Annotated in this window: 28 protein-coding genes; 18 read left to right on the plus strand and 10 right to left on the minus strand. The window is 56.8% G+C overall.

Annotated features, from left to right (window positions below):
* Window positions 1-59 precede the first annotated feature (59 nt).
* From DWV57_RS04290 to DWV57_RS04335, 10 genes are all read right to left on the minus strand, one after another.
* Window positions 60-788 carry a hypothetical protein gene (locus DWV57_RS04290; RefSeq protein ID WP_120020068.1) on the minus strand — a complete coding sequence of 243 codons (729 nt, stop codon included), beginning with the start codon at window positions 786-788 and terminating at the stop codon, window positions 60-62.
* 211 nt (window positions 789-999) lie between these two features.
* Window positions 1000-1266, minus strand: a complete 267-nt coding sequence (locus tag DWV57_RS04295) for a hypothetical protein (RefSeq protein ID WP_120020069.1) — start codon at window positions 1264-1266, stop codon at window positions 1000-1002.
* Window positions 1263-1643: a hypothetical protein gene (locus tag DWV57_RS04300; RefSeq protein WP_243112298.1), complete on the minus strand. Its 381-nt coding sequence runs from the start codon at window positions 1641-1643 to the stop codon at window positions 1263-1265. Before DWV57_RS04300 ends, DWV57_RS04295 begins: the two co-directional genes overlap by 4 nt.
* Window positions 1644-1763: 120 nt before the next feature.
* A complete protein-coding gene (locus tag DWV57_RS04305; protein ID WP_120020070.1) occupies window positions 1764-2243 on the minus strand; it encodes a hypothetical protein in 480 nt (159 codons plus the stop codon).
* Window positions 2244-2327: 84 nt separating this feature from the next.
* Window positions 2328-3950, minus strand: coding sequence for a DUF4942 domain-containing protein (locus DWV57_RS04310; RefSeq protein ID WP_120020071.1), 1623 nt, complete (start codon window positions 3948-3950; stop codon window positions 2328-2330).
* A gap of 87 nt (window positions 3951-4037) precedes the next feature.
* The gene (locus DWV57_RS04315; RefSeq protein WP_120020072.1) at window positions 4038-4562 is read right to left on the minus strand and encodes a hypothetical protein; all 525 of its coding nucleotides are present in this window, start codon (window positions 4560-4562) and stop codon (window positions 4038-4040) included.
* Between the two features lie 97 nt (window positions 4563-4659).
* Window positions 4660-5769, minus strand: coding sequence for a hypothetical protein (locus DWV57_RS04320; protein ID WP_207666236.1), 1110 nt, complete (start codon window positions 5767-5769; stop codon window positions 4660-4662).
* Between the two features lie 110 nt (window positions 5770-5879).
* The gene (locus tag DWV57_RS04325; protein ID WP_120020073.1) at window positions 5880-6221 is read right to left on the minus strand and encodes a hypothetical protein; all 342 of its coding nucleotides are present in this window, start codon (window positions 6219-6221) and stop codon (window positions 5880-5882) included.
* 113 nt (window positions 6222-6334) lie between these two features.
* Window positions 6335-6724, minus strand: coding sequence for a hypothetical protein (locus DWV57_RS04330; protein WP_120020074.1), 390 nt, complete (start codon window positions 6722-6724; stop codon window positions 6335-6337).
* 361 nt (window positions 6725-7085) lie between these two features.
* Window positions 7086-7283, minus strand: coding sequence for a hypothetical protein (locus tag DWV57_RS04335; protein ID WP_120020075.1), 198 nt, complete (start codon window positions 7281-7283; stop codon window positions 7086-7088).
* A 198-nt stretch (window positions 7284-7481) separates the two neighbouring features.
* On the opposite strand from DWV57_RS04335, the gene DWV57_RS04340 reads away from it, so the two are divergent.
* From DWV57_RS04340 to DWV57_RS04425, 18 genes are all read left to right on the plus strand, one after another.
* On the plus strand, window positions 7482-7706 hold the full coding sequence (locus DWV57_RS04340; RefSeq protein ID WP_120020076.1) for a hypothetical protein: 225 nt from the start codon (window positions 7482-7484) through the stop codon (window positions 7704-7706).
* Window positions 7707-9168: 1462 nt separating this feature from the next.
* On the plus strand, window positions 9169-9957 hold the full coding sequence (gene terS / locus DWV57_RS04345) for a phage terminase small subunit (protein WP_120020077.1): 789 nt from the start codon (window positions 9169-9171) through the stop codon (window positions 9955-9957).
* Entirely contained in the window at window positions 9911-10417 is a 507-nt protein-coding gene (locus DWV57_RS04350; RefSeq protein WP_120020078.1) for a hypothetical protein, read from the plus strand. The genes terS and DWV57_RS04350 overlap by 47 nt, the downstream gene beginning before the upstream one ends.
* Before the next feature lie 98 nt (window positions 10418-10515).
* Complete coding sequence (locus DWV57_RS04355) at window positions 10516-12363, plus strand: phage terminase large subunit family protein (RefSeq protein WP_243112299.1); 1848 nt, start codon at window positions 10516-10518, stop codon at window positions 12361-12363.
* Window positions 12364-12594: a DUF6148 family protein gene (locus DWV57_RS04360; RefSeq protein ID WP_120020080.1), complete on the plus strand. Its 231-nt coding sequence runs from the start codon at window positions 12364-12366 to the stop codon at window positions 12592-12594.
* Window positions 12595-12606: 12 nt separating this feature from the next.
* The gene (locus tag DWV57_RS04365) at window positions 12607-14229 is read left to right on the plus strand and encodes a phage portal protein (protein WP_120020081.1); all 1623 of its coding nucleotides are present in this window, start codon (window positions 12607-12609) and stop codon (window positions 14227-14229) included.
* Window positions 14156-15388 (plus strand): Clp protease ClpP, encoded by a 1233-nt coding sequence (locus tag DWV57_RS04370; protein WP_120020082.1) that lies wholly within the window; start codon window positions 14156-14158, stop codon window positions 15386-15388. The genes DWV57_RS04365 and DWV57_RS04370 overlap by 74 nt, the downstream gene beginning before the upstream one ends.
* Before the next feature lie 3 nt (window positions 15389-15391).
* Entirely contained in the window at window positions 15392-15793 is a 402-nt protein-coding gene (locus tag DWV57_RS04375; RefSeq protein WP_120020083.1) for a head decoration protein, read from the plus strand.
* Between the two features lie 16 nt (window positions 15794-15809).
* The gene (locus DWV57_RS04380; RefSeq protein ID WP_120020084.1) at window positions 15810-16892 is read left to right on the plus strand and encodes a major capsid protein; all 1083 of its coding nucleotides are present in this window, start codon (window positions 15810-15812) and stop codon (window positions 16890-16892) included.
* Between the two features lie 19 nt (window positions 16893-16911).
* Window positions 16912-17184, plus strand: coding sequence for a hypothetical protein (locus tag DWV57_RS04385; protein ID WP_120020085.1), 273 nt, complete (start codon window positions 16912-16914; stop codon window positions 17182-17184).
* Between the two features lie 11 nt (window positions 17185-17195).
* Window positions 17196-17531, plus strand: coding sequence for a hypothetical protein (locus tag DWV57_RS04390; RefSeq protein WP_120020086.1), 336 nt, complete (start codon window positions 17196-17198; stop codon window positions 17529-17531).
* Window positions 17531-18214, plus strand: coding sequence for a hypothetical protein (locus DWV57_RS04395; RefSeq protein ID WP_120020087.1), 684 nt, complete (start codon window positions 17531-17533; stop codon window positions 18212-18214). Before DWV57_RS04390 ends, DWV57_RS04395 begins: the two co-directional genes overlap by 1 nt.
* Window positions 18211-18747 (plus strand): hypothetical protein, encoded by a 537-nt coding sequence (locus tag DWV57_RS04400; protein ID WP_120020088.1) that lies wholly within the window; start codon window positions 18211-18213, stop codon window positions 18745-18747. The genes DWV57_RS04395 and DWV57_RS04400 overlap by 4 nt, the downstream gene beginning before the upstream one ends.
* Window positions 18744-19028, plus strand: coding sequence for a hypothetical protein (locus tag DWV57_RS04405; protein WP_120020089.1), 285 nt, complete (start codon window positions 18744-18746; stop codon window positions 19026-19028). Before DWV57_RS04400 ends, DWV57_RS04405 begins: the two co-directional genes overlap by 4 nt.
* 15 nt (window positions 19029-19043) lie before the next feature.
* A complete protein-coding gene (locus tag DWV57_RS04410) occupies window positions 19044-20495 on the plus strand; it encodes a phage tail sheath family protein (RefSeq protein WP_120020090.1) in 1452 nt (483 codons plus the stop codon).
* A 22-nt stretch (window positions 20496-20517) separates the two neighbouring features.
* Entirely contained in the window at window positions 20518-21045 is a 528-nt protein-coding gene (locus DWV57_RS04415; protein WP_120020091.1) for a phage major tail tube protein, read from the plus strand.
* Window positions 21046-21122: 77 nt separating this feature from the next.
* Window positions 21123-21788, plus strand: coding sequence for a phage tail assembly protein (locus tag DWV57_RS04420; RefSeq protein ID WP_120020092.1), 666 nt, complete (start codon window positions 21123-21125; stop codon window positions 21786-21788).
* A gap of 127 nt (window positions 21789-21915) precedes the next feature.
* Window positions 21916-25992, plus strand: a complete 4077-nt coding sequence (locus DWV57_RS04425) for a phage tail tape measure protein (protein WP_120020093.1) — start codon at window positions 21916-21918, stop codon at window positions 25990-25992.
* Window positions 25993-26002: the final 10 nt, after the last annotated feature.

Consider the following 26002-nt stretch of genomic DNA (forward strand, 5'->3'; position numbering starts at 1 on the left):
ATACGCCAAAATAGAACGCCCTCGGCGGGTAACTCCGTCGAGGGCGTTAGTTTATATTATCACTCACCAAAACGCACTGTGAAGCCGTCCAGCGGGTCACAGTGATGCTTTTGAAGCATGGCGTTGATCTTCTTGTCCTGTTCGGTGCGATCCGGCGCGGTCACGGTGTAGGGGTGGCCGGGATCGTCCTCGTCATAGATGGCGGTGCAGCCGTGCGGAACAGAGAATGTGCCACGGTTATAGGGGTCAAAGTAAATATCAAAGTCGAATTTCCGACGCAGGTACTTGTCTAGCATGAAAGAGCTTTTGTCCAGATCGGTGCAGAGCCGATACCCGGCGGGATCATCAATCCACAAAAGCACGTTGCCGCCAACAAGAGCGCGGGCGGAATCCTCTGAAAGAGTGCCGCTGTACACCTTGCCATTGAACAGGCTGGACAGGATGCCGAACAGCTCTTTTTGTGCCGTGGCGGGAAGCTGCTCGATGCGGTCAACAGCAGTTTCAAAATCTACGCCGTCCAGCTTGTACTTGATTTTGCTGGGATCATGGATGAAATCACCGGGCATAAGATTAAGCTCCATTGCAAGGCGGTACTGGTGCTTGCAAGGCCGGGTGTGGCTACCGCAAACACAGCCGTTCGGCACGTCCAGCGTGACAACGTAGTTGCCGTGTCTACTGCTGAAATAGCCGGTCTGACCGTCAATGCAGGTCGGTGTCATATCGGCTTTGAGGGCGGCAAGGTAGCTTTTGAGCAGCGGGCCGTCCGAAACGGTGGGAATGTGGTTCACCCATTCTGGAACCCTATTTTCGTCGGGGGGGGGGGGTAACATTACGACACATATTTTCACCTCGTTATGTTCTTTTTTGCGTGTGGCCGGGGCGTTCCCGGCTGGCGCAAAATCACCACTTCAATGATAGCGCAAAACGCGAATAAAAGCAACAAAACGAGAAAAGAAAATCCCCGGCGGGATGCCCGCAGGGGATGGAAGAAATTCGTGTTCAATTCGTTGGAATCGTGAACGTACTGACCGGGATTCGTTCGGTGACGGTGAATGTGTAAGTGCCGGGGCTGGTTTCGTGGCCGGAAACATCGACGTTCTCCGGCGCAAGGTGATGAACGGTGCAGAGCCGCATTTTTGCATCCGCTTCCAGCACCTTTAACCGTTCGGGGGAAGTCGTGCTTTCCTGCTTGAAGTATTCTTTAGTCATTTCTTCCTGCATCTGGTTCAAGAGCTGGCGGACAAATTCGTTGGTTTCGCTGGTCATGTTTCGTTGTCCTCTTTCGGTTCGTTCTTCTTGAAGATGATCTTCGGAACGGTGGGCGGCTCACCCTGCTGTTTCATGTATTCGCTGATCTCGTTCGGCAGACCGACCGGAAAACCGTTTTCATCCAGCGGGCCGTCATAGCCGGAAAAATCTACCACATGAACCGTGGGCGGCTGGCGGAGCGTCTTGTAATACTGGCCGTCGCTGTAATTTACATCGGTTACATGATCCCACCACGCAATGTCGCCGTGTTCGTTCTGGGCGGCTTCCATAGCTGCGCGGGCTTGCTCTTCGGTGAATCCGTCAAAGGTCAGGCGGGAATCGTCGGCAAATTCGGCGACAACACGCCAAGGCGCGAAAAACTGGGCTTCGTTCACAAAAAGACCTCCTTTTTACGCATTTTGTAAAGCATAGTTCAATCTCTGGCACGAAAAATAGAAAATTCGTTGATGAAAGTATAACACAAAAAGCCCCGGCGGGGAACCGGGAGCGGAGATTCAGCGGGCCGGTCGCCGCTGAAAAGTAAAGCCGGGGTTACGTTCGGTCATTCGTGCAACAACCTTGTCCGCCTGATCTTTCGTGAACCGGGGCGCAAAAACCTTGTTCATGCCGCGCCTGCCGCCCCACGGGTCGCAGAGGGTGAAATGCTGATCTCCGGGGCCTTTGCAGTAGATGAAGTAGTAAATCGTGCTGGCCGCGGGCATATCGGGGTATCTGCGGGGCGTGGAACGCGCGGCGACATCGACAGAGAACGCGGACAGCATCGCGCACCCGAAAAGATGGGTGCAGCAGTTCGTTTTGCGGTCGAAAATCGCGGCTCCGTCCAGATTGCGCCCGTCTGTGGCATATTCTTTGACCAGATAGGAAATTCGTGTGCGGGCTTCGGCAATGGTGCGAAAACTCATATCTTCATCAGTGAAATCGGCGGAAGCGCAGGTGATAACCTGATACCGGTGGTTCGGATCGTATTCACGCATGGTTTGTATCTCCTTTTCGTTTTGTGGTAGCCTTGCGGCTGGGGCTGGGCTGCTTTACGGTGCAACCCGGCTAGAGTATCCGTTTTATGCGTTGAGCTGTAAAAGCGTGGCTTTCGTGGGGATCAGATGCCGTGCAAGGGTGTCTGTGTAACTCGCTTCGCCCTCGTAGCTGTCCACGATCTTCTGCTCTGCCTTGCTCATGTCGTGATAGGCTTTCTTGCCGTAGGACGGCGGCAACCATCCTTTCTTCTGGCTGGCGAACAGGTTAAATGACTTCAAAATGTCGTCATTTGAAAACTCAATGTGGCAAGTGCCTTTTTTGTAAAACGTGGCGGTGAAGTAGTGGAATTGCACTTTCTGGCTCTGTCCGGCTTCCCCGGCAGCTTTCAGCGTGGCCCGGAGATCATCACCGTTGTACTTCTTGCCGTTCGTGTCCAGATAGTGCAAGGTGCGTTCAATTCGTGACAGGCAGCTTTCCGCGTTCCAACTGGGTTCAAACCGCCCAGACCAATCGCTGAACGCTTGACACCGGAAAATCACTTTCTTGCCGACTTTGTACGCTTCGTTCGTACACCAGCCGTTGTAGTAGTGGACGTTCTTCGAGTATTCGGAATTGTAGTGCAGATTCGTCCAGTCGTCGAACAGTTCCACGATCTCGCTTTCGATGCCCTGCACGATGTTGGCGGACATTTCTTCCCGAATCGTGAGAATGTTGTAAGGGCTGAAATCGTAGTCAACCAGTTCGGAAACGCGGTTGTGATATTCGTCTTGCATCGCTCTGGTTAAGTTGTCCCGGATTTGGGGCAGGTCAAAGAGCTTTTGCCAGTACAAGCCGCGCAAGCTGCGGATCGCTTCGTTATAGCTCTTGTTGAAGTTCAGCACTTCGGTTTCCTTGTCGTCTGCGGTAGCAGCAGAAAACAGGCTCTTGATTCCGTTGTACTCTTCGTAGATACGGCGGATGCCCTCGGCGGCTGCGTTGTACCGTTCCACCGCGGCGGCGATGGGATCAGCAGACACCAGCGCGGCAAGCTGCGGATCGGCTTTCATGTGGTCGGTCATTTCGTTGTTGAGTTCCAACCGGATTTTGCTTACTGGCTCCTTGTCGGGAATGTCAACGGAGATCAACGCCACTTCAACGCGGGCGGCGCGGCGGGCGTTCTTGAAAGCGTCTGGGATGTACTTGATCTGGGCGTTGAGTTCGTTTAGCTTTTGCGCCAGCTCTTTCCGCTCGTTCGTGTAGGGATTGCGGATCGTTTCGGCGTTGAGCAGACAGCGGATTTTGCCGCCGTCTTTCATGATCTCTAAAGCCTTGAGCAAGTGAGCAGCACCGGCGGAAAAAGGTGGGTTCATGATGATCGCCGCGTATTTCTTCGCGGGGCGGAACGTGAGAAAATCGTCATGCACCACGCGGAAACCGTCTTTCTTCAGTTTGGCGCGGAAGTCGCTGGACAGTTCCACACAGTCAAGATCAAACTCTTTCGCCTTGCTCGTGCTGTAACGGTCAAGTTCTCCCGTTTTGGGATCGTGCCGAATATCTGCGACGGCGTGAATCTGGCGGGCCAGTGCGCCGTCACCGGCAGAGGGTTCAAGGATGGGCTGCGGTAGGTGCTTCCAGCCGTATTTTGTGCTTTGCAGACTGTAAGCCATTTCCCACGCGAGATTGTCCGGGGTAGGGTAAAAGTCCCGGCTATCGTTCGGGGTCGTCATGGTTCGTTCTCCTTTTCGTGTTTGATTCACCCCGGCGGGGTGTTGGGATCGGGTCGCTTTACGGTGCGGCCCGTCAAGGTATCCGTTTCACTGCTGGGCTAAAATCGTGCTCAACCATGTGGAAGAATCAGCGCAATCAACCATTTTCGCAAAGTAGCGGCCCGTTACAAGCTGGAACGCATATTGCGTGGTGTAAGTGCCGCTGTACATTTCCCGGCTGCAAAACTCTTCTATGTTGTTCCGGGTGTGCCAGTTGCGCGGCGGCAACACGTTCAGCGCGTTCTCATAGTCCTGTTTCGTGATCTCGACCATTTCCGGGGTGAGCAGCTTTTCCCGCTCAAAGTCCAGCCATTCGCCGTAGGTCATGACGGCATAAGAGCGGGCCTTTTCTTGCGCAAGGCGGCTTTCCCAATATCCCCGGTCGCTTTCGTAGTCGCCGGACTCGATGATCTGGGTGATCCGCTGGATGCTTTCGGCGGTGCTCTTCCGGGCGGCGTTCAACACCTCTTCGGCGGTGCGGGGCGTGGGCCAGCCGGACACGGTGAAAGCGTAGATATGGACGTTGGGAACATCCACAACAACAAGTTCGTTCTTCTCTTCGTTGGCGGTCATGGTATAATCTCCTTTTCGTTTTCGTGATTCACCCCGGCGGGGTGTGGGGCTGGGCTGCTTTGTGCGGTGCAACCCGGCTAGAGTGTCCGCGCTGGAATCATGCCAGCACACCGGCGGCGATGCTCGCAAAGTCGAGCTGTTGGACGCTGGGAACCATTTCGGGCTTGCTCTGCTCTTCTTCGAGTTCGTGCAAGGCCATCACAAAGGCGGCTGCTTCCCGGTCGCTGCTGATAAAGTCGTGCATCTTCTGCACCCACTGATCCACCAGCGCATGAAACGCGGGGTCATTCTTTGAACGGTTGTCAAACTCTTTCACCGCTTCCCGGTATTCGTGGCTTTCGTCGTCATCGTGAGAGCGGTACAGCCGGGAATAATGCTCACCAAACAGCTTTTCGAGCTTGTCCAGATCGACGACCGGGGCGGCGGGCTGCTTCTTTGCTTCCTCTACGGCGGTTCGTGCGGTGCGCCACTCAGCAAGGGCGGCGGCTTGTCCGGCGCGGTCGGTTTCGGGAACAGCAATAAAGCGGTTCATTGCATCCCGTGCGGCCTGTTCTGCCTTTTTGACGGCATCCGGGGCGGCTTTCGTGGTGCGGGACTTCTTCGGGGCCGGTTTCGTGGGAAGCGGTTCAACGTGAACCAGTTCGGGAAGTTCGTGGTGCTCTTCAACGATGATCGGCGCGGGGCGGGCGGCTTCGGCGGCTGCTTTTTCGGCGGCTTCCTTTGCGGCCTTGCGTTCTGCTGCAAGCCGCTTGTTGTATGCGATGATCTCCGCCGTGGACTTGAACCGGGCTTGCGGGGCGGGCTTGCTGCTTTCAACCTGTAAGCAACTGAAAAGATGGGACTTCGTAGGGTAGTAATGCGGATCGGGTGCGGCTTCCTTGCCCTCTGCCGCGGCCTTTTCGCGCTGCTCTTTGCTGGGCTTCGTGGTGTACTTCCACAAGTAGCATTCAATCAACGCTTTTTCGCCTTTCTTGACGCTCTTGCCCTCTTTCTTCCAATAGTCGAACGTGTGCAGTTCGTCCGCTGCAAACATGATCTCAATGTCCGCGGCGGTGGCGGGCTTTTCGTTGCCGTCCTTGTCAACGATCTTGCAAGATGCAGCAACGGCGGCGATCTCTTCCGGGGTGTGGTGTGCGGCGGCGATCTGGTGCAGCGTGGCCGGGTCAAGACGTTCAGCGGCGGCGCGGATGATCTGTTTATTCGTCATGGTAAATACTTCCTTTCGTGTTTCGTTTTGTGGATCGTCCCGGCGGTGTGCCGGGGGAATGGGATCGGGTCGCTTTCAGCGGTGCGGCCCGTCAAGGTGTCCGGCGGGGGTCAATCTTCGGTTTCGTCGCAATCGTGGCAATACAGCGCGTCAATAACCTTGTCGTCGCTGAAATCGTCCGGGGTTCCGTTGGCATCGACCACAAGATCGATCCGGTCAAAAATCCGCAAATCGGTTTCGCCGTCCACCAGAAAATACCAGTCGTCGCCGTCTAGCGCGTCACTGCACCAGACTTCAATCTGGTTTTCGTTGGTGGCAGTCATGCCTTGCACAATGGCCGGGGCGATATACCGCCCCAAAGGGCCGACTTTGTAGGGACAGGCGGCAGCGGCGCGGGGTGCGCTGGACAGCAGCGCGGCGGCAAGTGCGGCGGCGGTCAAAATTCGTTTCATGGTTGTTTCTCCTTTTCGTTTCGTGGTGTGGCTTTTCGTGCTTTTCCCCGGCTATTGTCGGGGCGTGGGATCGGGTCGCTTTTCGTGGTGCGGCCCGTCAAGGTGTCCGGGGGTCATGCGTAAATTTCATTAAACACTTCGACGGCGTTCCATTGCACCGCCTTTTCACGCTGGGCAGCTTTCGCGGCGTTCTGGTCGCCGCCGTTGGCTTTCAATGCCATATAGAAAGCATCAACAAGGGCGGCTTTTTGCCGCTCCCGCTCCCGCCATGCGTCCAACTGTCCAGCGTCGCAAACTTTGACGGCCCACGATTCATAGTGGAGCGGCGACAGCGTTTCAAGGTGTAAACCCTTGCACCGGTTCAGCGCGGCGGTGATCTTCCCGGCATCCTCATAGGTTGCCGCGTCGATGATATAGCAATCGACGGCGGCGCGGTGCTGCTTCTCGATGCTCCACCCGTGGCGGGCGGCGATCTGGTTTATTTTGCGGTCAAGTGCTGTCATGGTTCAAAACCTCTTTTTCTGTTGATTCACCCCGGCGGGGCGGTGGCATAGGGTTGCTTTTGCGGCAGCGGTGCAGCCCTTGAAAGTGTCCGCTTGACTTTACCGGCGAAAGCTGGTAAAATCATTGCAAGATCGGGATGCGAAAACCTATCTTGCAAGCCTGTCACCCTTTACCGGGTGGCGGGCTTTTTCTTTTGCCATTCGGCAAGAAGAGCGGCCCAAACTGCCCGCTTGACAGCTTTCGGCAGCTTGAAAAACTCTTTATTCATGGCTTTCACCTCTTTTCTGGTTTGATTCACCCCGGCGGGGTGTTGGGATCGGGTCGCTTTCAGCGGTGCGGCCCGTCAAGGTGTCCGGCGGTTCATGCGGTGTAGTGGTTCGCGGCGGCGAAAGTGTCCAGATCATCGGCGGTGTCAATCGCGCCCATCGGTTCGCCGTTGCGATAAACAACGTAGTACGGGCCATAATCGGCGGCTTTCATGATCGACCCGTCGGGGGTCGTCCATGTTACGGCGTATTCGCCGGATTCAATCGCGGCGATCTTTTCAGAAAGTTTCATGCGGCTTGACCTCTTTTCTGTTTTGCGGTGTTTCCTTTGCTGTGATTGCATTCTAGCATGATTCATGCTGTATGTCAAGCATGAATCATGCGAATCAGCAAAATACACAAAATTGCATGATTCATTCCGTCGATTTTTGCATGGTGCATTCCGGCAAAAAATGATATAATGGAGCAAAAAAGAAAAGAGGTGAACAAAATGCCATTGACACAAAAGAAAAAAATAACGAATGAACGCTATTTATCAAAATTCATCACAAAGTCGATACGGATACCAAAAGAGCTTGACGAAAATTTGACCGCCGCGGCGACAAGTTCCGGGGAAAGTGTGGCGGGGTATATTCTGACAGCCACGCGGGAACGAATGGCCCGCGACGGATTCCAGCCGCCCAACGTGGACGACAGCAGCACCGGCGGCGGGTGATTCCAGCCGCCCGAAAATTTGACGCGAAAAAAGAGGTAGACACGGCCCGCCGCCGCGCCTACCTCTTTTTTTGTTGCCCGTTTTCCGTGGGGCGATTTTTCCGGGGCGTTTTCCGTGGGCGGTTCGATGCCGCCCGCCGCCGGGGAGATCGCCGCCGATCTGGACAGGCCGCGCCCCGCCGCCCCGCGCCGGGCCGATGATGCCCGCGCCGGTAGGAGATCGCCCCCCGCCGCGCCCTACATAGCTATATAGGAGAGGACAGCAGCACCCCGCCCGCACATCATACCAGCACCAGACAGCAGCACCGCCCGCCATACGCCCGCCGCCCTACATAGCTATATAGGACAGGACCGCCCCGCGCCGGGCCGATGATGCCGCCGATCTGCACCCCGCGCCGGGCCGATGATGCCCGCGCCGGTAGGAGATCACGCCCCGCCGCGCCCTACATAGCTATATAGGAGAGGGCAGCAGCACCCCGCCCCGCACATCATACCAGCACCAGACAGCAGCACCGCCCGCCATACGCCCGCCGCCACGCCCCGCCGCCCTACATAGCTATATAGGACAGGACCGCCCCGCGCCGGGCCGATGATGCCGCCGATCTGCGCCCCGCGCCGGGCCGATGATGCCCGCGCCGGTAGGAGATCACACCCCGCCGCGCCCTACATAGCTATATAGGAGAGGGCAGCAGCCCCCCGCCCCGCACATCATACCAGCACCAGACAGCAGCACCGCCCGCCATACGCCCGCCGCCACGCCCCGCCGCCCTACATAGCTATATAGGACAGGACAGCCCCGCGCCGGGCCGATGATGCCGCCGATCTGCGCCCCGCGCCGGGCCGATGATGCCCGCGCCGGTAGGAGATCGCACCCCGCCGCCCTACATAGCTATATAGGAGAGAGCAGCAGCACCCCGCCCCGCTGGACAGATCGCCCCGGACAGGCCGCGCCGATGATGCCCCGCCGCCGCGCCGCGCCGGATCGAATCGGTGACAGCCTGTCACCAATTCGGCCCGCCCCGCGATACCTTAAAGGATGCCCGCCGCCGGTGTTTTGCCGCCGTTTTTCCGTCATTTTGCCGGGGTTTTGGGCTGTTTTGGCGGGATTTTTCCCGGATTTTTGGCAATTTTGACGGCTGAAAAAGTCCGATTTTTCGGTCTTTTCTTCCTTTTTCTACCATTTTCCGGGCCACCGGCAAGGTACTGGGGAGGAAGATTCTTCCACTCACGGGTCCGAAAGCCCGAAAATTTTCTAGGTATAGGGGCTTTTTTGCACTTCCCCGGAGGGGGGTCTGAAAAAGTTAGGGGGGATTTTTTCGGGAAAATTTTCAAAATGATACACTGTGATACACTTTTCCGGGTATAATGGGTACAGTGAAAAGTAAGCGAAGCTCCACGGCGTTATGTCGTGGGGCTTTTTCTTTTGCGCGGATTCTGGAAACGGGGTGCAGGAGTGATGCAGGATGCCGAAGCGGAACGACAAGCGCGACACCGCCAAGGCTGAGTACGTCAAGCGGCGGCGGTCGGGCGAGAAGATCAATCTCAAAGACTTTGCCAATGAGCTGGGCGTGACCTATGGCACAGTCCGCAACTGGAAAAGGATCGACCAGTGGGAAGATGCCATAGAGCGCAAGCGCGGCGGGCAACCCGGCAACAAGAACAGCCGGGGCAAGAAGAACGCCAAGGGCAACACCGGTGGCGGTGCGCCGGATGGCAACACCAACGCGGAGAAAGACGGCGCATATAGCACCATCCACCTTGACCGGCTGACCGAAGAGGAACGGGCGTGGCTGGATGCGATACCCACCGGGGCCAGCGCGAACAACGCCTATGAGTTGAAGCTGCTGCGGATTCAGCAGCGGCACATCATGGAGAAGATCGCGGAGTACGAGAAGTGCAGCCCGGAAGAACTATTTACGGCCACCATCACCGATATGCGCAAACCCGGCCCGGATGCCGAGGGCAAGACGGCGGACAGTGCCGTGCAGAAGATGGCGATGGTCAACAAAGACAGTGCCTTTGTCCGGGTGACGCAGTTGCGGGAAGCTCTGAACAAGGTTTCCGGCAGAATCATTTCCCTTACGACCCAGATTCGCCAGCAAGAAGAATTTGAAAAACGGTACGCTCTGGAACTGGCCCGCCTTGACATTGCAAAGATGCGGGCGACCGGTGAGGTAGACGTAGACCCGGAGGGGGACGAAGAGGATGAAGAAGAAGCTCCACACGACAAAGATAGTGGCGCAGTATCTTGACCTGTCCGAACGCCGGGTACGCCAGCTCCGGGATGAGGGTGTGCTGGAAGAGAAAGCCCCCGGCCTGTATGATCTGCGTTCCAGTGTCCGGCGGTACATCAATTACCTGCGGGGCGACGAGGGCGGCAAGGCTGATCTCAACGAAGAGCGGGCGAAGCTGACCAAGGAAAAGCGGATCGCTGCTGAAACCGAGAACAAGGTGCGGAACGGTGAGCTTTACCGCAAGTCGGATATTATGACCGGCATGACCACCATCGTCATGAACCTGCGTTCGAGATTGCTTGCCCTGCCGAACAAGCTGGCAGCGAACATCGCCAAGCTGGACGGCGACGAGGACAAGATCATGGATTTGCTGCAAAGCTCCCTCCACGAGATCATGGAAGAGTTTTCAAACTATCAGGTCGCATTGGAGCGGCCAAAGGATGATGAAGATGAACAAGACGGAGAAAAAACCGGATAAGCCCGGAAGCAAGTGCAAGGGCTGTCCGTGGGGTAAGCGCATCCATCAGCGGCTTATCCTGTGTATGTTCCCGGAATGCGTCAGGGGTGAGTCGAAACGTGAAGAAGAAACGGATCGTAAAACTTGAACCGCAGACCGTGGAGCTGTTCGCGGAGGTTTTGAGCAAGCTCCGTCCGCCACCGCCGCTGACCGTAAGCCAGTGGGCGGACAAGTACCGGGTGCTGTCCGCTGAGTCCAGCGCAGAGCCGGGGCGGTGGCATACAGAGAAAGCCCCCTACCAGCGGGCTATCATGGATGCCATTGGTGATCCTCACGTCCGGTCGGTCGTGGTCATGTCAGCAGCGCAGATCGGCAAGACGGATGCTTTCATCCTCAACCCGTTGGGCTACTACATGGACTATGCACCATGTCCGGTGATGTGTATGCAGCCGACCCTTGACATGGGACAAACGCTCTCGAAAGACCGCATTGCTCCCATGATCCGGGACACGCCACGGCTTACCGGCCTTGTAGATACCAAGAGCCGGTACGCTGGCAACACCGTCATGAAGAAGAATTTTCCCGGCGGACACATCACCATTGTGGGTGCAAATAGCCCGTCCAGCCTTGCCAGCCGCCCCATCAAGGTGCTGCTGGCGGACGAGATCGACCGTTACCCAAAGAGCGCGGGAACTGAGGGCGATCCCCTTGATCTAGCAAAGAAACGCCAGACGACCTTTTGGGACTACAAGACCGTCATGGTCAGCACTCCCACCATCAAGGGAGACAGCCGAATCGAGGATGCCTACTTGCTTTCTACGCAAGAGGAATGGAACGTACCATGCCCGGAATGTGGAGCATACCAGCCGTTCCTCTGGGAGAACGTCAAGTTTGACCCGGACGATCTTGACAAGGGTGTGAGCTACGTCTGCCGGGAGTGCGGCTGCATCGCCAACGAATACCGGTGGAAAGAGCAGGGCATTCACGGCAAGTACGTTGCAGCCAACCCCGGCGCAGAAGCCAGAGGATTTCACCTGAACACGCTGGCTTCAACCTTTGTGGGCTGGAAAGAGGTCGTGCAGAAGTTCATAGAAGCCAAGATCGCCCTTGACCACGGAAACCCCGAACAGATGAAAGTTTGGGTGAACACCGAGCTGGGCGAAACGTGGGAAGAGCGTGGAATCCAGTTGGAGGACACCGAGCTGTTCAACCGCCGCGAAATCTACGCCGCAGAAGTGCCGGACGATGTTCTGTATCTTACTGCCGGTGTTGACGTGCAGGACGACCGCTTTGAAGTTGAGGTGGTCGGCTGGGGCGAGGGTGTGGAGAGCTGGGGCATCCGCTACCAGAAAATCTACGGCGATATGCTGTCGGATCAGGTGTGGGACGACCTTGACAACTTCCTGCTCCAAACGTGGCGCAAGGCGGATGGCACGGCCTACCCACTGTTGGCTACCTGCATCGACTCCGGCGGACACCACACCGACGCGGTGTACCGGTTCGCCAAGGAACGGCTCAACCGCCGTATCTTTGCGATCAAGGGCATGGGCGGCAGCGGAGTCCCGTTCATCCGCAACCCGTCCAAGAACAACCGCGTCAAGGCGGAGCTGTTCATTCTGGGCGTTGACGCTGGCAAGACGACCATCTACCAGCGGTTGGAGGTCAAGACCCCCGGACCGAACTACTGCCATTTCCCGTCCAACCCGGAAGCGGGTTACACGGAGGAATACTTCAAGGGCTTAACGGCTGAGAAGAAAGTGGTGCGGTTTGTGAAAGGCCGCTTGAAAGAATACTGGGAAATCAAAGACAAAGAGCATAAACGAAACGAGCCGTTGGACTTGCGCAATTACGCAACCGCGGCTCTTGCCATTTCTCGCCCTGTGCTGAAAAAGACGGACGCAGACGGAACCACCGTCCAGCCGGTCAAGAAAGCGCGGGGCCGTCGTCAACTTTCGGGAGGTATCTAAATGGCAGGAATTACGCTGGAAACAGCACAACGGATGCTGGACGTTTGGGTAGCCGCCGAAGAGAGCGTATCGCACGGCCAGAGCTACCAGATCGGCAACCGGTCGCTGACCAAAGCCGACCTGACGCAGATCGGTAAACGAATCGAATACTGGTCGAACAAGGTGACGGAACTTTCCCGTCAGCGGAACGGCAGGAACCGGATGGGGCATTTTGTACCCCGCGACCTGTAAGGGAGGGCTGACATGGGAATGTTTGATAGCCTGCTCACGGCGATTGCCCCGGAGCGGGCGGTGAAACGTGCTGCCGCACAGTCGGCAATACGGGCAATCAATTCGGGCTACTCCAACTATGGAGCCAGCCTGCACAAGAAATCCATGCGGGGCTGGACATGGCACGGCGGAAGCCCGAAAGAGGACATCGAGGATAATCTTCGAGTCCTGCGGGAAAGAAGCCGCGATGCCTTTATGGGCGTTCCGCTGGCGACCGGTGCAATCAAGACGATGCGCACCAACGTGGTGTGCGGCGGCTTGACCCCGACACCCCAGATCGACAACGCCTTTCTGGGTATCTCCGATGAAGAAGCCCAGAAGATCAACGCCCAGATCGCACGGGAGTTTGGCCTGTGGGCGAACAAACCGACCTGCGATGCAGACCGGCTCGATAACTTCTATATGCTCCAACAGCTCGTGTTCACGGGTTTCCTGCTGAACGGTGACGCTGTGGCGGTGCTGCAAAACAAGAAGTCGCCCGGTGTGCCGTATGATCTGCGGCTGCGGATCATCGAAGCCGACCGGCTGTGTTCGCCCAGCTTCATGGACGTGCTTTCGCCCTGCGAGATCAACGGTCGCCATGTTGAAAAGATCGTGCAAGGTGTTGAAACCGATGCCGAGGGCATGGTCGTTGCCTACTGGATTTGCGACCGTCACCCGCTGGCAAGCACGGCGGCGGCTGGCCTTGCAGCATCACACTGGACGAGAGTGGAAGCCTACGGCGCAAAGACCGGGCGGCAAAACATCCTGTGCCTGATGCAGCGTGACCGCGCCGGTCAGGTGCGGGGAGTGCCGCTGCTGGCTCCGGTGCTGGAAAGTTTGAAGCAGTTGGGCCGCTTCACGGACGCAGAGCTGACCGCCGCTGTGGTGTCAGCCATGTTCACGGTTTTCATCAAGAAAACGGATCAGTCTGACGAGATACCGTTTGGCGAGATGCTTCCGCCGGAGGTGCAAGTGGATGCCCCGGACAAAACCAGTGTAGAGCTGGCTCCCGGCGCGTTTATCGACCTGAATCCCGGCGAAGATGTACAGTTTGCAGACCCCAAACATCCGACCACGGGATTTGAAGCGTTCATGAACGCCATTGTGAAGCAGATGGCCGCAGCGTTGGAAATTCCGTCCGAGGTGCTTTACAAACAGTTCAGCACAAGTTACTCAGCGGCGCGGGGCGCACTGAACGAGTTCTGGCGAACAACCGGGATGCACCGTGACTGGTTTGCAGATTATTTCTGCCAGCCGGTCTACGAAGCATGGTTCCGGGAAGCTGTGTGCAAGGGCAGGATCAAAGCCCCCGGTTTTCTGGTTGACCCGGCTGTGGCCGCGGCCTACATGAACTGCACATGGAACGGCCCGGCACGGACAAACCTCAACCCCAAGGATGAAGCCGCAGCCGCCCAGATGCGGGTGAACAGCGGCTTCTCTACGGCAGCACAGGAAACCGCCCAAATGACCGGCGGAAGTTACGAAGCAAATATGCGGCAGCGGAAATCCGAAGCCGCACTGAAACGGGAGGTGGACGAAATTGCAGGAGCGCAAGCACAACAGCAAACCGCTGTTCCTGAACGGGACGGCGGCGACCCCGGCAAAGACGAATAATAAGAAATTTTGGGAGTTCCGCAATGCAGCCGACACCGGCGGCACGGCGGAACTTCTGCTTTATGGCTACATCAGCGAAACGAGCTGGATGGGCGATGAAGTGACCCCGAAAGAGTTCGCCGCTGATCTTGCGACGATCCCGGCAACGGAGGATTTGACGGTGCGCATTTGCAGCGGCGGCGGTGACGTTTGGGCTGCACAGGCCATCGGTGCGCTGCTGGAAAACCGGATCGGCACAGTCACGGCGCAGATCGAGGGCATTTGCGCCAGTGCCGCAACCATCGTGGCAAGTCATTGCAAGGTGGTCAAGGCGGCGGAAGATGCAACCTACATGATCCATCCCATCCGGGTGAACCCGAACGGGTTTGTGGACATGGCGGGCTTGCAGCAGCTTATGGATGCGCTGACCGTGATGCGTACCAACGTGCTGAACCAGTACGCCAAAAAGACCGGCCACACCGTCGAGGAAGTGGCGGCGTGGATGGATGCTACATCGTGGTGGTCTGCAAACGAAGCCAAAGAACACGGCTTTGTGGATGAAGTCACGACCGGCAATCAAACCAAGGCACAGGTCGAAAACCGCAACGGTGCGCTGTTCATCAACAGCGTTGCCGTGCCGGGTGCTTTCGACGATGCCCCTGAATTTGTACGAAACCGCGCTGTGGTGGCCCCTGCCGCAGAGGGCGGTTTTGTAAATACCACCGACAACAGCAACCCGGCGGAAGAGCCGGACAACGACAACGGAGGAACCGAAATGGAGTTCAAGAACAAAGAAGAGCTTCGGGCGGGCTGTCCTGATCTGGTCAATGAGATCGTGAACGATGCCCGTGCAGAAGCACAGAAGCAGGAACGTGACCGTCTTGCCGCCATTGACGAGATCGCAGACACCATCCCGTCCGAGCTGGTGGCAGAAGCCAAGTATGGCGCAAAGGCTTGCACCGCACAGGAGCTTACCTACCGCGCCGCTCTGGATGCAAAGAAGAAAGGCCATAAGCTGCTGGACGATGTGCAGGACGACGCACAGGCCAGCGGCGCAAATGCCGTGGGCGGTGCAACCGCTGGCGGTGTGGGCGGTACTGGCGTGACCAACACCAAGCCGACCGATGCCGAGAAGCGGGCCGCTTTCAAGAACCTGCTGCACCCCAAAAAGGAGGACTGACCTATGGCAACTAAGATGCTGAGTGAAAAGCTGGGCGAGGTTGAGTACGACAACCTGATCGTGGGTCTGACCCCGCCCAAGCGCGTCGGTGCTGGCAAGATCGCCAGCACCGGCAGTAAAGAAGCAACCTATACCCGCGGTACTGTGTTCGCCAAGAGCGCAAAGGACGGCAAGCTGTACATTCTGGGCAGCACCGCAGCTTCCGGCGACACGCTGACCGCTGACTGCATCCTGACCGACGACGTGACAGTCCCGGCCACCGGCGATGCGACCACCACCGTTTATCTGGCTGGCTGTTTCAACCCGGACAAGCTGGTGGTCAAGGACGAGTACACCATGACCGAAGCGGACAAGAGCGCACTGCGCATGAACGGCATTGCAGTCCTGCCCGTGACTGAGATGTGAAAGGAGGATACATACAATGGCTGAGATTCTTCTGAATTTCTTCGACAACATCATTCTGGCAACAGCCGTTGAAGAGGTCGTCCCGGCGGTCGGCTTCTTCAAAGATCGCTATTTCCCGACCGGTGCAGGTGACATTTTCAAGGCCGACAAGGTTATTACCGAGTACCGCGACGGCGACCGCAAACTGGCCGCGTTTGTTGCTCCCCGTGTTGGCGACATTCCCATGACCCGCCGCGGCTATGAGATCACCAGCATCAAGCCCGCCTACATCGCACCGTCCCGTCTGCTGACGCTGGACGAGCTGACTAAGCGCGGCTTTGGCGAAGCAATCTATCCCGGCATGGACGAGCAGCAGAGAGCCGCCCGTCTGCTGGTGGATGATATGGCCGACATGGATGCCCGCATTACCCGCCGCGAAGAGTGGATGGCTGCGCAGACCATGATTAACAACGGCTGCGATATGGTGGAGTACATCGACGATGTGACGCAGGGCGACACCAAGCAGGTGCGCTTCTTCACCGGCGAAAAGAGCGACCACCTGTATACCGTGGCAAAGAAGTGGAACGAGACTGGCGGCGATTATCGCAGCGATGTGCGTAATATGTGCCGTATGCTGTCCGCTCGTGGCCTGCCTGCCGCCGATCTGATCCTCGGAACGGATGTTGCTGATTACATCCTGACCGATGAAGCAACCCAGCGGCTTCTGGACAAGAACAGCGGTATCATCACCGGCGAGATTCGCCAGCAGCTTTCCAAGTACGACGGTGTTGTGCTCATGGGTACTCTGAACTTCGGCGGCTTCATGCTCACCGTGTTCAGCGTTGATGAAACCTACTCCGACGACAACGGCGTGACGAAGAAGTATTTCCCTGCCGATGCTGCCATGGTGACTGCTCCCAACTGCGGCCACATGATGTACGGCTCCATCACCCAGATGGATTACGGTCAGGTGAACTACTCGACCTATGCTGCAAAGCGTGTTCCGAAGTTCGTTGTGGATCAGGACAAGGACACCCGCAAGCTCCGTCTGGGCTGTCGTCCTCTGGCCGCTCCCAAGAACAGGAACCCGTACATCTTCGCCGCAAACGTGGTGGGCTAAACCGGAAAGGAGCAGCTACATGAAGATCGTTCAGATCATCGCCGGTGGTTACGGCCACCGCCCAAAGGCACACGCCCCCGCCAAGCTGATTATGGCGGGGGAATTTGTTTGCCTTGATGATGCCGAAGCCGCCCGCCTTGTGCAGCAGGGCGTGGCAGTCTATGGAGAACCAGACGAGGAAACCCGCGAGATCGTGGAACAGGCAGATGCCGACAGCGGTGTGCCTGAACCGCAGCCCGCAGCGGAGGACAAACCGACCCGCAGAAAGGCCCGCAAGACCTCCGCGGAGTAACGGGTGCAACCATGACCGACTTTCTGGAAATGGCAATGGCCGACATTGACGAGGTTTTCTTTCAAGAGTTTGTCGAAAAGCACACCATCGACGGAGAAGAGTTCGATGTTGTGCCGTATGAGGTAGACCTGAGAGAACGCAAATCGCACTGGGAAGCCGGAGCCAAACAAAACTTCGACCAAGGCTTGTACATTTCGCAAAAGCAATTTTTTGTCCGGGCAGAAGATTATGGTCCCGCTCCGAAAATCGGGAAACCGATGGAGTATGACAACATCACATACTCGGTGAAAAACTGCCAGACAGAACATGGTCTGTATTTGGTCACGTTGGAGAGGGTGCGGCAGTAATGGCAAAAGCAATCTATGACGTGCAAGTGCCAAACATCGGTGAGGTGGAACGTGCGCTCGGCGATCTGCATGACAAGGCTCCCAGAGCCATGAAGAATGCAGTCAACCAGACCGCCACGAGAGCCAAGAACATGATGGTTCGGCAGGCACGGCTTCGGTACGCCGTCAATTCCGCCGGTCGCCGTCACCTGAATGCGTTGAAAATCCGCAACAGGGCGACGACGCAGAACCCCACGGCGGAGATTTTTATTTCCAGCCGCCGAAACGATCTGGGCGATTTTCAGTCAAACCCGGCTGTTCCTCACATGGGAACAAGCTGGGTTTTGTCGCCTGAGTTCCACACCTCCCGTGTCTTGAAGAAAAATCCGATGGCCCCGCTGACCGGCGGACAGACCGATTACGGTCAGGCGAGTAAGGGCTTTCTGGTGAAGTTCGACAGTGGACACGTTGGCATGGTGCAGAGGATTCTCGGTCGTCCGGCGACAAACCCGAAACCGACAAGATGGAGGAACAAAAACGGCATTGTAGAAAAACTCTACACCATGTCCAGCCCGTCCGCCAGTGCTATGCACAGCACGGTATGGCGGGAAGAGGTGGAGCCGGACAGTGAGATCATCTTGCAGGAGCGGTTACAGCATGAGGTGTCCAAAATTCTGCTGCAAGCCGGGAGGAAAGCAAAGTGAGAGAAAGCAATTATACGCCGGTTGACGCTGTGAAGTGCCTGCACGAAGAGCTGGAAAAGCTCTTCGAGGGCAAAACATTCAGCGGTCAGGGCAAAGATAAGCCGCTCAACATCTTCGACTTTGAATTTCCGACCGACTTCGGCAACGACGAAGATGTGGACACAGTGGCAGCAGCCGCCCCTTTTATTCTGGTCAAGGCCGCAGGTTGGAGCATCGACAAGATGGAAGAGCCGGAACTGGTGGACATGAGCATGATTATCTGCACATACCAGACCCCCAGCCGCAATAAGGCGGAGGGAGCGCGGGACATGAAAGCCCCGGCGGTGCTGGACTTGTACAACATCATGCAAGACCTCGCCCAGCATTTCCGCGTTCACAACATCTTCGGCGACTATTTCAACGTGCTGCTCCCCATTGATTGTGCGATCCAGCAGGATAACACAAGTCCGTACTACTTCGCTACCGTGCAGATGGACGTGACCTGCCCCAGCATGAGCAGCGAGAACAACCCGGAAATTGAGGTGTTAATATGAGCGAGAGAAAGCAGACCGCCGCAGAGAATACCGCAGCGGTGGAAAAGACCGGCCCTGTTGTGTACTGTGGCCCGTCCGTAAAGAACACTGTGAAGCAGTTTACCGTGTACAGCGACGGCGACGCGCTGCCGGATGCGGTGACTGACTTCCTGAACAGAATCCCGGCGGCACGGGGCCTGATGGTTCCCATCGCCGACTTCGCAAATACTCGCGCAGCTCTGGAAAACCCCAAGAGCGGCGCGGGTATTATTTTTGCCGCAGTCAAGGCGGCACTGAACTAAAGGAGGGAGTAACGCATGGCAGTTTATAAGCATGGCGTTTACGTCACTGAGCAGCCGACCGGTGTTGTTGCACCGGTACAGTCTACCGCTGGTTTGCAGGTGGTGATCGGTACTGCGCCGATCAACCGCGCCAGCGACCCCTATCACTGTACCAATGTCCCGATTCTGGCGACCAGCCTGAAAGAAGCCACCGCCGCCCTCGGCTACGATGACGACTACGAGAAGTACACCATCTGTCAGAGTATGGGTGCTTGCTTCAAGGTTCTGGGCGTTTCCCCGGTCGTGTACATCAACGTCCTTGACCCGGCCAAGCACAAGAAAACCATGACCGAAACCACCGTGCAGGTCAACAGCGGTGTCGCCACCGTTGCCGTCAAGGACATTCTGCTGGACAAGCTGGTGGTCAAGTCCGCGTCCACGGCTCTGACCGCTGGCACGGACTACACCGCAGCTTTTGACAACGAGGGTTATGTGACCATCGCCATCATCCCCGGCGGCAAGGCCGCAAGTGCGACCAGCCTGACCGTGAGCGGTACGCAGATCGACCCCACTGCTGTTACAGCCGACGATGTTGTGGGCGGTGTGAATGCACAGGGCGTGGAAACCGGCATGGAGGTAATTCGACAGATTTACCCCGCGCTGAACATGACCCCCGGCATCCTGCTGGCTCCCGGCTGGTCGGAGAACGCCACGGTTGCCGCTGGCTTGCAGGCCAAGACCACCGGTATCAACGGTGTTTTCCGCGCCGTCTGCATCGTAGATGTGGACAGCTCCACAACCGGCGCAAAGATGTACACCGGCGTGAAGCAGCAGAAAGAGAAGCAGGCCATCACGAGCGCGAACTGCTACCCGGTCTGGCTGTACGCCAAGGTGGGCGATGTGGTCTATGCCGGTTCTGCTATGGCCGCTGCACTGACCGTGGCGACCGATGCAGCCAATGGCGACATTCCCTATGTCAGCCCGTCCAACAAGACGCTGGCAATCTCCGCCGCCTGCCTGAAAGACGGCACGGAAGTGCTGCTGGATCAGGAGCAGGCAAACGTCGTCAACTCGTTCGGCGTGGCAACGTGGCTGAACATGAACGGCTTCCGTCTGTGGGGCAACAATACGGCCTGCTACCCCGGCAACACCGACCCCAAGGATCGCTGGTTCAGCGTCCGCCGCTTTATGAGCTGGGACGATAACACGTTCATTCAGACCTACTTCCAGAAAGTCGATGATCCGCTGAACAAAAGGCTTATCGAAGCTCTGGTGGACAGCGAGAACGTGCGCGGCAACAGCTTTGTTTCCCGCGGCATTTGCGCCCGTCATGAGATTCAGTACATCGAGAGCGAGAACCCGACCACCTCGCTGCTGAATGGCTGCATCACGTTCCACAAGTACCTGTCCCCGTTCAACCCGGCGGAGGACATCGAAGAGCTGGTGGAGTTCGACCCCAACGCGATCTCTGACGCGCTGGGCGGCTAAACGAGAAAGGAGGATATGAGTTATGGCACTGGATACTAACCTGACCCCGGAAATTGTCAACAGTTTCAACGTCTACATTGACGGCGTGAAAGCCATCGGCACGGCCCCGGAGATCACCCTGCCGCAGATCACCTCGGAAACTATTGATGTTTCCGGTTCTGGCATCCTCGGCAAGATCAGCGCACCGAACATCGGCCAGTTTGAGAGCATCGAGCAGGAGGTTTCTTTCAACCTCGTGTATTCGAGCTTTGTCAACGTGCTGTCCCCGAAGCGTCAGGTCAATCTGACTTTCCGTGTGGCGCAGCAGGCGGTCGATAAGAGCCTTGGCTATGCCTACAAGGGCCTGCGAATCGTCGAGATCGGTCGTGTCAAAGAGTTCACTCCCGGTAAGATCAAGGCGGGCGAGGGCATGGAAGCAAAGGTCAAGCTCGAACTGACCTACCTGATGATCGAGAACGACGGCGAAGAGATTATCGCCATCGACAAACTGAACGGTATCTACCGTGTGCAGGGTGAAGATATGCTGGCGGATGTTGCCGCTCTGATCTGATCCCAAAGGAAACGAATGACCGCCCCGAAAGACCGGGGCGGTCAATTTTTTGTATCTGACAGAAAGGAAACTTCATCATGGAGAAGAACATTTCTACCGCCGCAGAGCAGACCAAAACCGCAGAGGTCAAGAAGAACCCGAAGATCATCGAGCTGGCCCGTCCCTATAAGTTCGACGACAAGGAGTATACCGAGATTGACCTGTCCGGTCTGGACGGCCTGACCATCAAGGACGCGGTGCTTATCATCAAGAAGCTGTACAACGAGGGTGAGCTGGCCGCGATGATTACCCCCGAAACTGCCACCGCATACACCGACGCTCTGGCCGCAGCAGCAACGAAGCTCCCCATTGAGTTCTTCCAGTTGCTTCCCATCGGCGCAAGCAAAAAGGTACGCCAGACCGTACAGGCATCCCTCCGCAGCGCGACGGCAGAGGACGGCGACGACAAGGACGATCATAGCCACGTCATGAAGTTCGGCAAGCCCTATACCTACAAGGGCGAAACCTACACTTCCGTTGATCTGTCCGGTGTCGCCAACATGACCGGCATGAATGTCCGTCAGGCGGAGAACCGCATGGAGGAAGAGGACATTCGCGCAGCAGAAAAGACCCTGAACTACTACTACTGCTGCCTGATCGCTTCTATGGCGACCGGCAAGGATGTTGCGTTCTTCCTCGGCCTGCCCCTGTCGGAAGCTGTGCAGCTCCGCGCAGGTGTCAACCACAAGGATTTTTTCGCTTAAAGGGCGGCTACAAAACAATCAGAAAGGCGGCGATAGCTCTCGCCACAGTCACGCACACAAGCGCAGATTTTTACCTGAACTTGCCTGTGCGTGAGCTGGTGGAGATTCACGGGGAGGTTGCGGAGGAATGGCAAAAAATCAAGAACTAGAGCTTTCCATCCTGATCGGCGGTCACGTTGACAATTCGCTTGCACAAGCGGTTAAGCTGGCGAACACGCAGATCGGGAGCGTTGCAAACGGAGCATCGAAGTTCGCGGCGAATATTGCCAAAGGCGCAGTAGCCGCCGCCGGTGGCGTAGCCGCGGGAGTGGTGAACACCACGAAAGAAGCGGTGGCGTTTGAAAGCGAAATGCTGGATGTGACAAAGTACGTTAGCGGCCTGACGGACGACAACGGAAAAGTCGTCAAGGAAAACTACGATGAAATGTCGAAAGGCATTCTTGATTTAAGCACCCAGATTCCGTACACCGCCGAAGAGCTGACCCGCCTTGCGGCTGCTGCTGGTCAGTCCGGCAAGAACATGGACGACTTGCTTGGCAAGGAGCAGTTCTTGAAAGACGTTGCCGAAATGGGAACGGCTATGGACATTTCCGCAGATCAGGCGGGCGACTGGGCCGCAAAGTGGGAAGTTGCGTTTGATACGGATCATGAGGGTGTCATGAAGCTGGCCGACCAGATCAACTATCTGGGTGCGCATTATGCGACGACCGCCGCAGAAATTGCACAGACGGTGAACGATACCGGCTCCCTTGGCATGATCGCCGGTATGGACACGGATCAAACGGCGGCCCTGTCCACCGCTCTGCTGGCGATGGGCGTAAACTCAAACACAGTCGCAACGTCCATTCGCCGTATGTACACCAACTTGACGATGGGTTCCAAAGCAACAAAGGCACAGCATGAAGCCTTTGAAGAGTTGGGGTTCAGCGCGACACAGTTTGCAAAAGATATGCAAAAGGTCGATGCAAACGGCAAGTCCCTTGCACCGGAAGCCTTGAAACGGCTCTTCACAGCAATAGGCCAGCAGGACGAGGATAAACAGGTTGGCTATCTGAAAACGCTGCTCGGCCAATGGGCCATTGAGAGCGGCGCAAAGCTGACCGGAAACCTCAAACTGTTCGTGGACACGCTGGACGATGTAAGCGATGCTTCTAAATACACTGGCAGTATGTACAAGGAGTTTATGCTGAAATGCGAAACCTCCGAATCCGTACTGGAAATGTTGAGCAACGCATGGCGGGCTGTCCGTATCGAGGTTGGAAACAATTTCCTGCCAATTCTGAAAGACGTTGCGGGGTTTGGGCTTGATAAGCTGAACGACTTCCGCGCAGCCCTGCCGGATATAACGGCACGGGTAAAGGAAGTAATCGAGTACCTGCTGAATAACGGCGACAAGGTAGCCGCCACAATCGGCGGCATCGGTGCGGCGTGGGCTGGTATGAGGTTCGCACCGCAGATTCTTCAAGTCGTCAGCGGGGTCACAAAGGGAGTAAGTGGAACCGCTACCGGCGGCGGGAAGATTTTCAACGGTATCCGCACCATTGCCAGCGGCATGAGCTACGGCGCACAGATGGCGGGCATCCAGCCTCCGTCCATCGGCCCGCAGCCGCAAAACTCGTTCCTGAAAAATATTGCGACTAAGGCGAACGGTGCGGGTGTTGGCCTGTGGGCTGCACTGAAAAACTTTACCGGCCTGACAAAGAACGATGGAAAAACAAAAATCGACTTTGTTCGAGACGTTATGGGCGCATCGGAACGCGGGCAGACCATCCGGCAGAGCTTCCCTTATATCAACGGCGTTATGTCTGCCGCGTCTGACTTCGGAAAGACGAAAATCGCATCCGGCATCGGTGGCGTTACCAAGCAGATTTTCACGGGAATCATCGGCCCGAACGGTATCGACGTGGCGAAACTTGCAGGAGGACTAAAAAACTTCGGTGGGGCTACGGCTGCTGTATTTGGAGCGATGCCCGGAAATGCTGCAAAAGCTGGCGTGAATTTCCTCTCAAAGATGAACTTTGCAAACGGTACTGGTTTGGGAAGAACCATCTACCGAATGGCAAACAGTACGCAGGGATTGAGCGGAAAGGCTGCTCTTGCGCAGATGGGGTACATCTTCAACCAGACGCGCCCCGGACAAGTGCTGTCTGGCTCAACCGGATTTGTTAAAAATGCAGCTCCGGCGGTGGCAGACTTCGGCGGCAAGGCGTTCGGGCTGGGCAAGGCCGTGGCATCGCCCGTCCTGAAAGGCGGTTTCAACATCTTCGCTGGCCTTATGTCCACATTCGGCCCGGTGATTGCCGGTCTGGGCGGAGTGATTGCGGTGGTCAGTCTGCTGGGAGATCACTTTGAGGATATTCGCAAGATTATCGGACAGGTGTTTGGCGAAAAGGGACTGACGCTCTTTGATGGATTCACCGGGAAAGTGCAGGGCATCGCGGGGAACATCCACGATACCTTGAGCAATGCTTTCTCACTGGAAAACCTGCAAAACATCCAGCAAGGGTTAAGCGGAAAGAGCATCCTCGGAATTGACGATCTAGGGACTACGTTCGGTGCAGTGATCCCAATCATCGAATCGGTAAAGGGCTTGATCGGTCAGATCGTAGACCTCGGTGTGAACCACATTAAGCCGCTGTTGGCAGATGTGTTGAGCTTCGCGGTAAACGATTTGTTCCCGGCGGTGTCGCCGCTGATAAGCATGATTATCAGTCTGGTCGGCACGACACTGATAAATGCGATCAAGCTGGTGGTCGATGTAATCCACGGCCTACTGCCGGTGATCGAGCCTGTGATTCAGTCTATCGTTGGGCTGATAAAGGGCATCGTATCGGTGACGATTACGGTCGTCAACGGTATCATTCGCGCCCTGAATAGTTTCTCGTTCACGGTTCCACAGTGGCTTGAAAATGTCCCGGTGGCGAAGAACTTCGCCGGTAAAACATTCGGCTTCAACCTGTCGGAAGTGGCAATGCCCGCTTTCGCAAACGGCGGCTTTACCCGCGGGGTGAGCATCGCCGGTGAAGCTGGCACAGAAGCCGTCATTTCTTTCAAGCCCAGTGTCCATGACAGCAACGTGGAAAACTGGGTGCGGGCTGGCCGTATGTTGGGCGTGTCCGGTGAGGATGCGACCCGCGCAGCCGGTGTGCAGAACGTCCAGTATTTTGCGAACGGCGGTTTCACCGACGGAAGCAAGGAAAAGCTGGACAAGTTGATCGACTTCTCCAACGCATACGGAGAATATGCACTCCGTTCCAACGGCATCAAGTCCACCGGTGATGTGGTGTCGATGATGTGGACGGTGGCAAACAACGCCATGTCCGGGGACGGCTCCTTGGAGCTGGTGGCGACCAGCATCGCCGCCGACGTTGCTCCCATCATCCTGAACAAGTATCTGGGAAGTGACAGCACGATAACAAAGGCCGTGACCGAAGTGGCCAAGACCTACAACGGCGGCACGGTGCTGTCGAGCTGGGAAAACGGTGTTCTGACCGACACCGGAACACCGCTCTATATGCTGTCGCAGCAGGATGTGGCACAGCCGCCCGCCACGGAAGCACCCGATGTTCCGGCTGAAACGTACCAGACCGCGAAAGAATCTGCGGAGAACAGCGCAAGTGCAACGGGCAACGAGAAGTTGGACAACCTGATCGACTTCTCCAAAGCCTATGCCGACTACGCTCTGCGCTCCAACGGCATCCGCACGGCGGGGGACGCAGCATCTATGCTGTGGACGGTCGCCAACAACTCGCTGGCCGGTGACGGCTCTCTGGCTCTGGCAGCTACCAGCATTGCCGCTGATGTTGCCCCGCTGGTACTGAACAAGTATTTTGGCGGAAACAGCACGATCACCTCTATGTTGACCGAAGCGGCCAAGACCTATAATGGCGGCACGGTGCTGTCGAGCTGGGAAAACGGTGTTCTGACCGACACCGGAACACCGCTCTATATGCTGCCGCAGAGGGACACCGAGAAAACCCTGCCGGATATGCCGTCCAGTGCCTACCGCGCCGCGGGCGGCGGTGACGGCGGAAGTTCCAGCAGCATCAAGGATTCCCAGTTTGTCTTTTCGCCGCACATCACTGTCGGCAGCGGGACAAACATGGAAGAGCTTGAACGTGAAATGCGGAAGCTGTTTGAAGAGTTCAAACAGGAAATGCGTGAAGAAGAGCGTGAACAGGGCCGTGTCAAATATGCTTCGTAAGGGGGTGGCC

Origin of the sequence: Faecalibacterium sp. AF10-46, from assembly GCF_003604105.1 — a bacterium.
Lineage (GTDB): Bacteria > Bacillota > Clostridia > Oscillospirales > Ruminococcaceae > Faecalibacterium > Faecalibacterium taiwanense.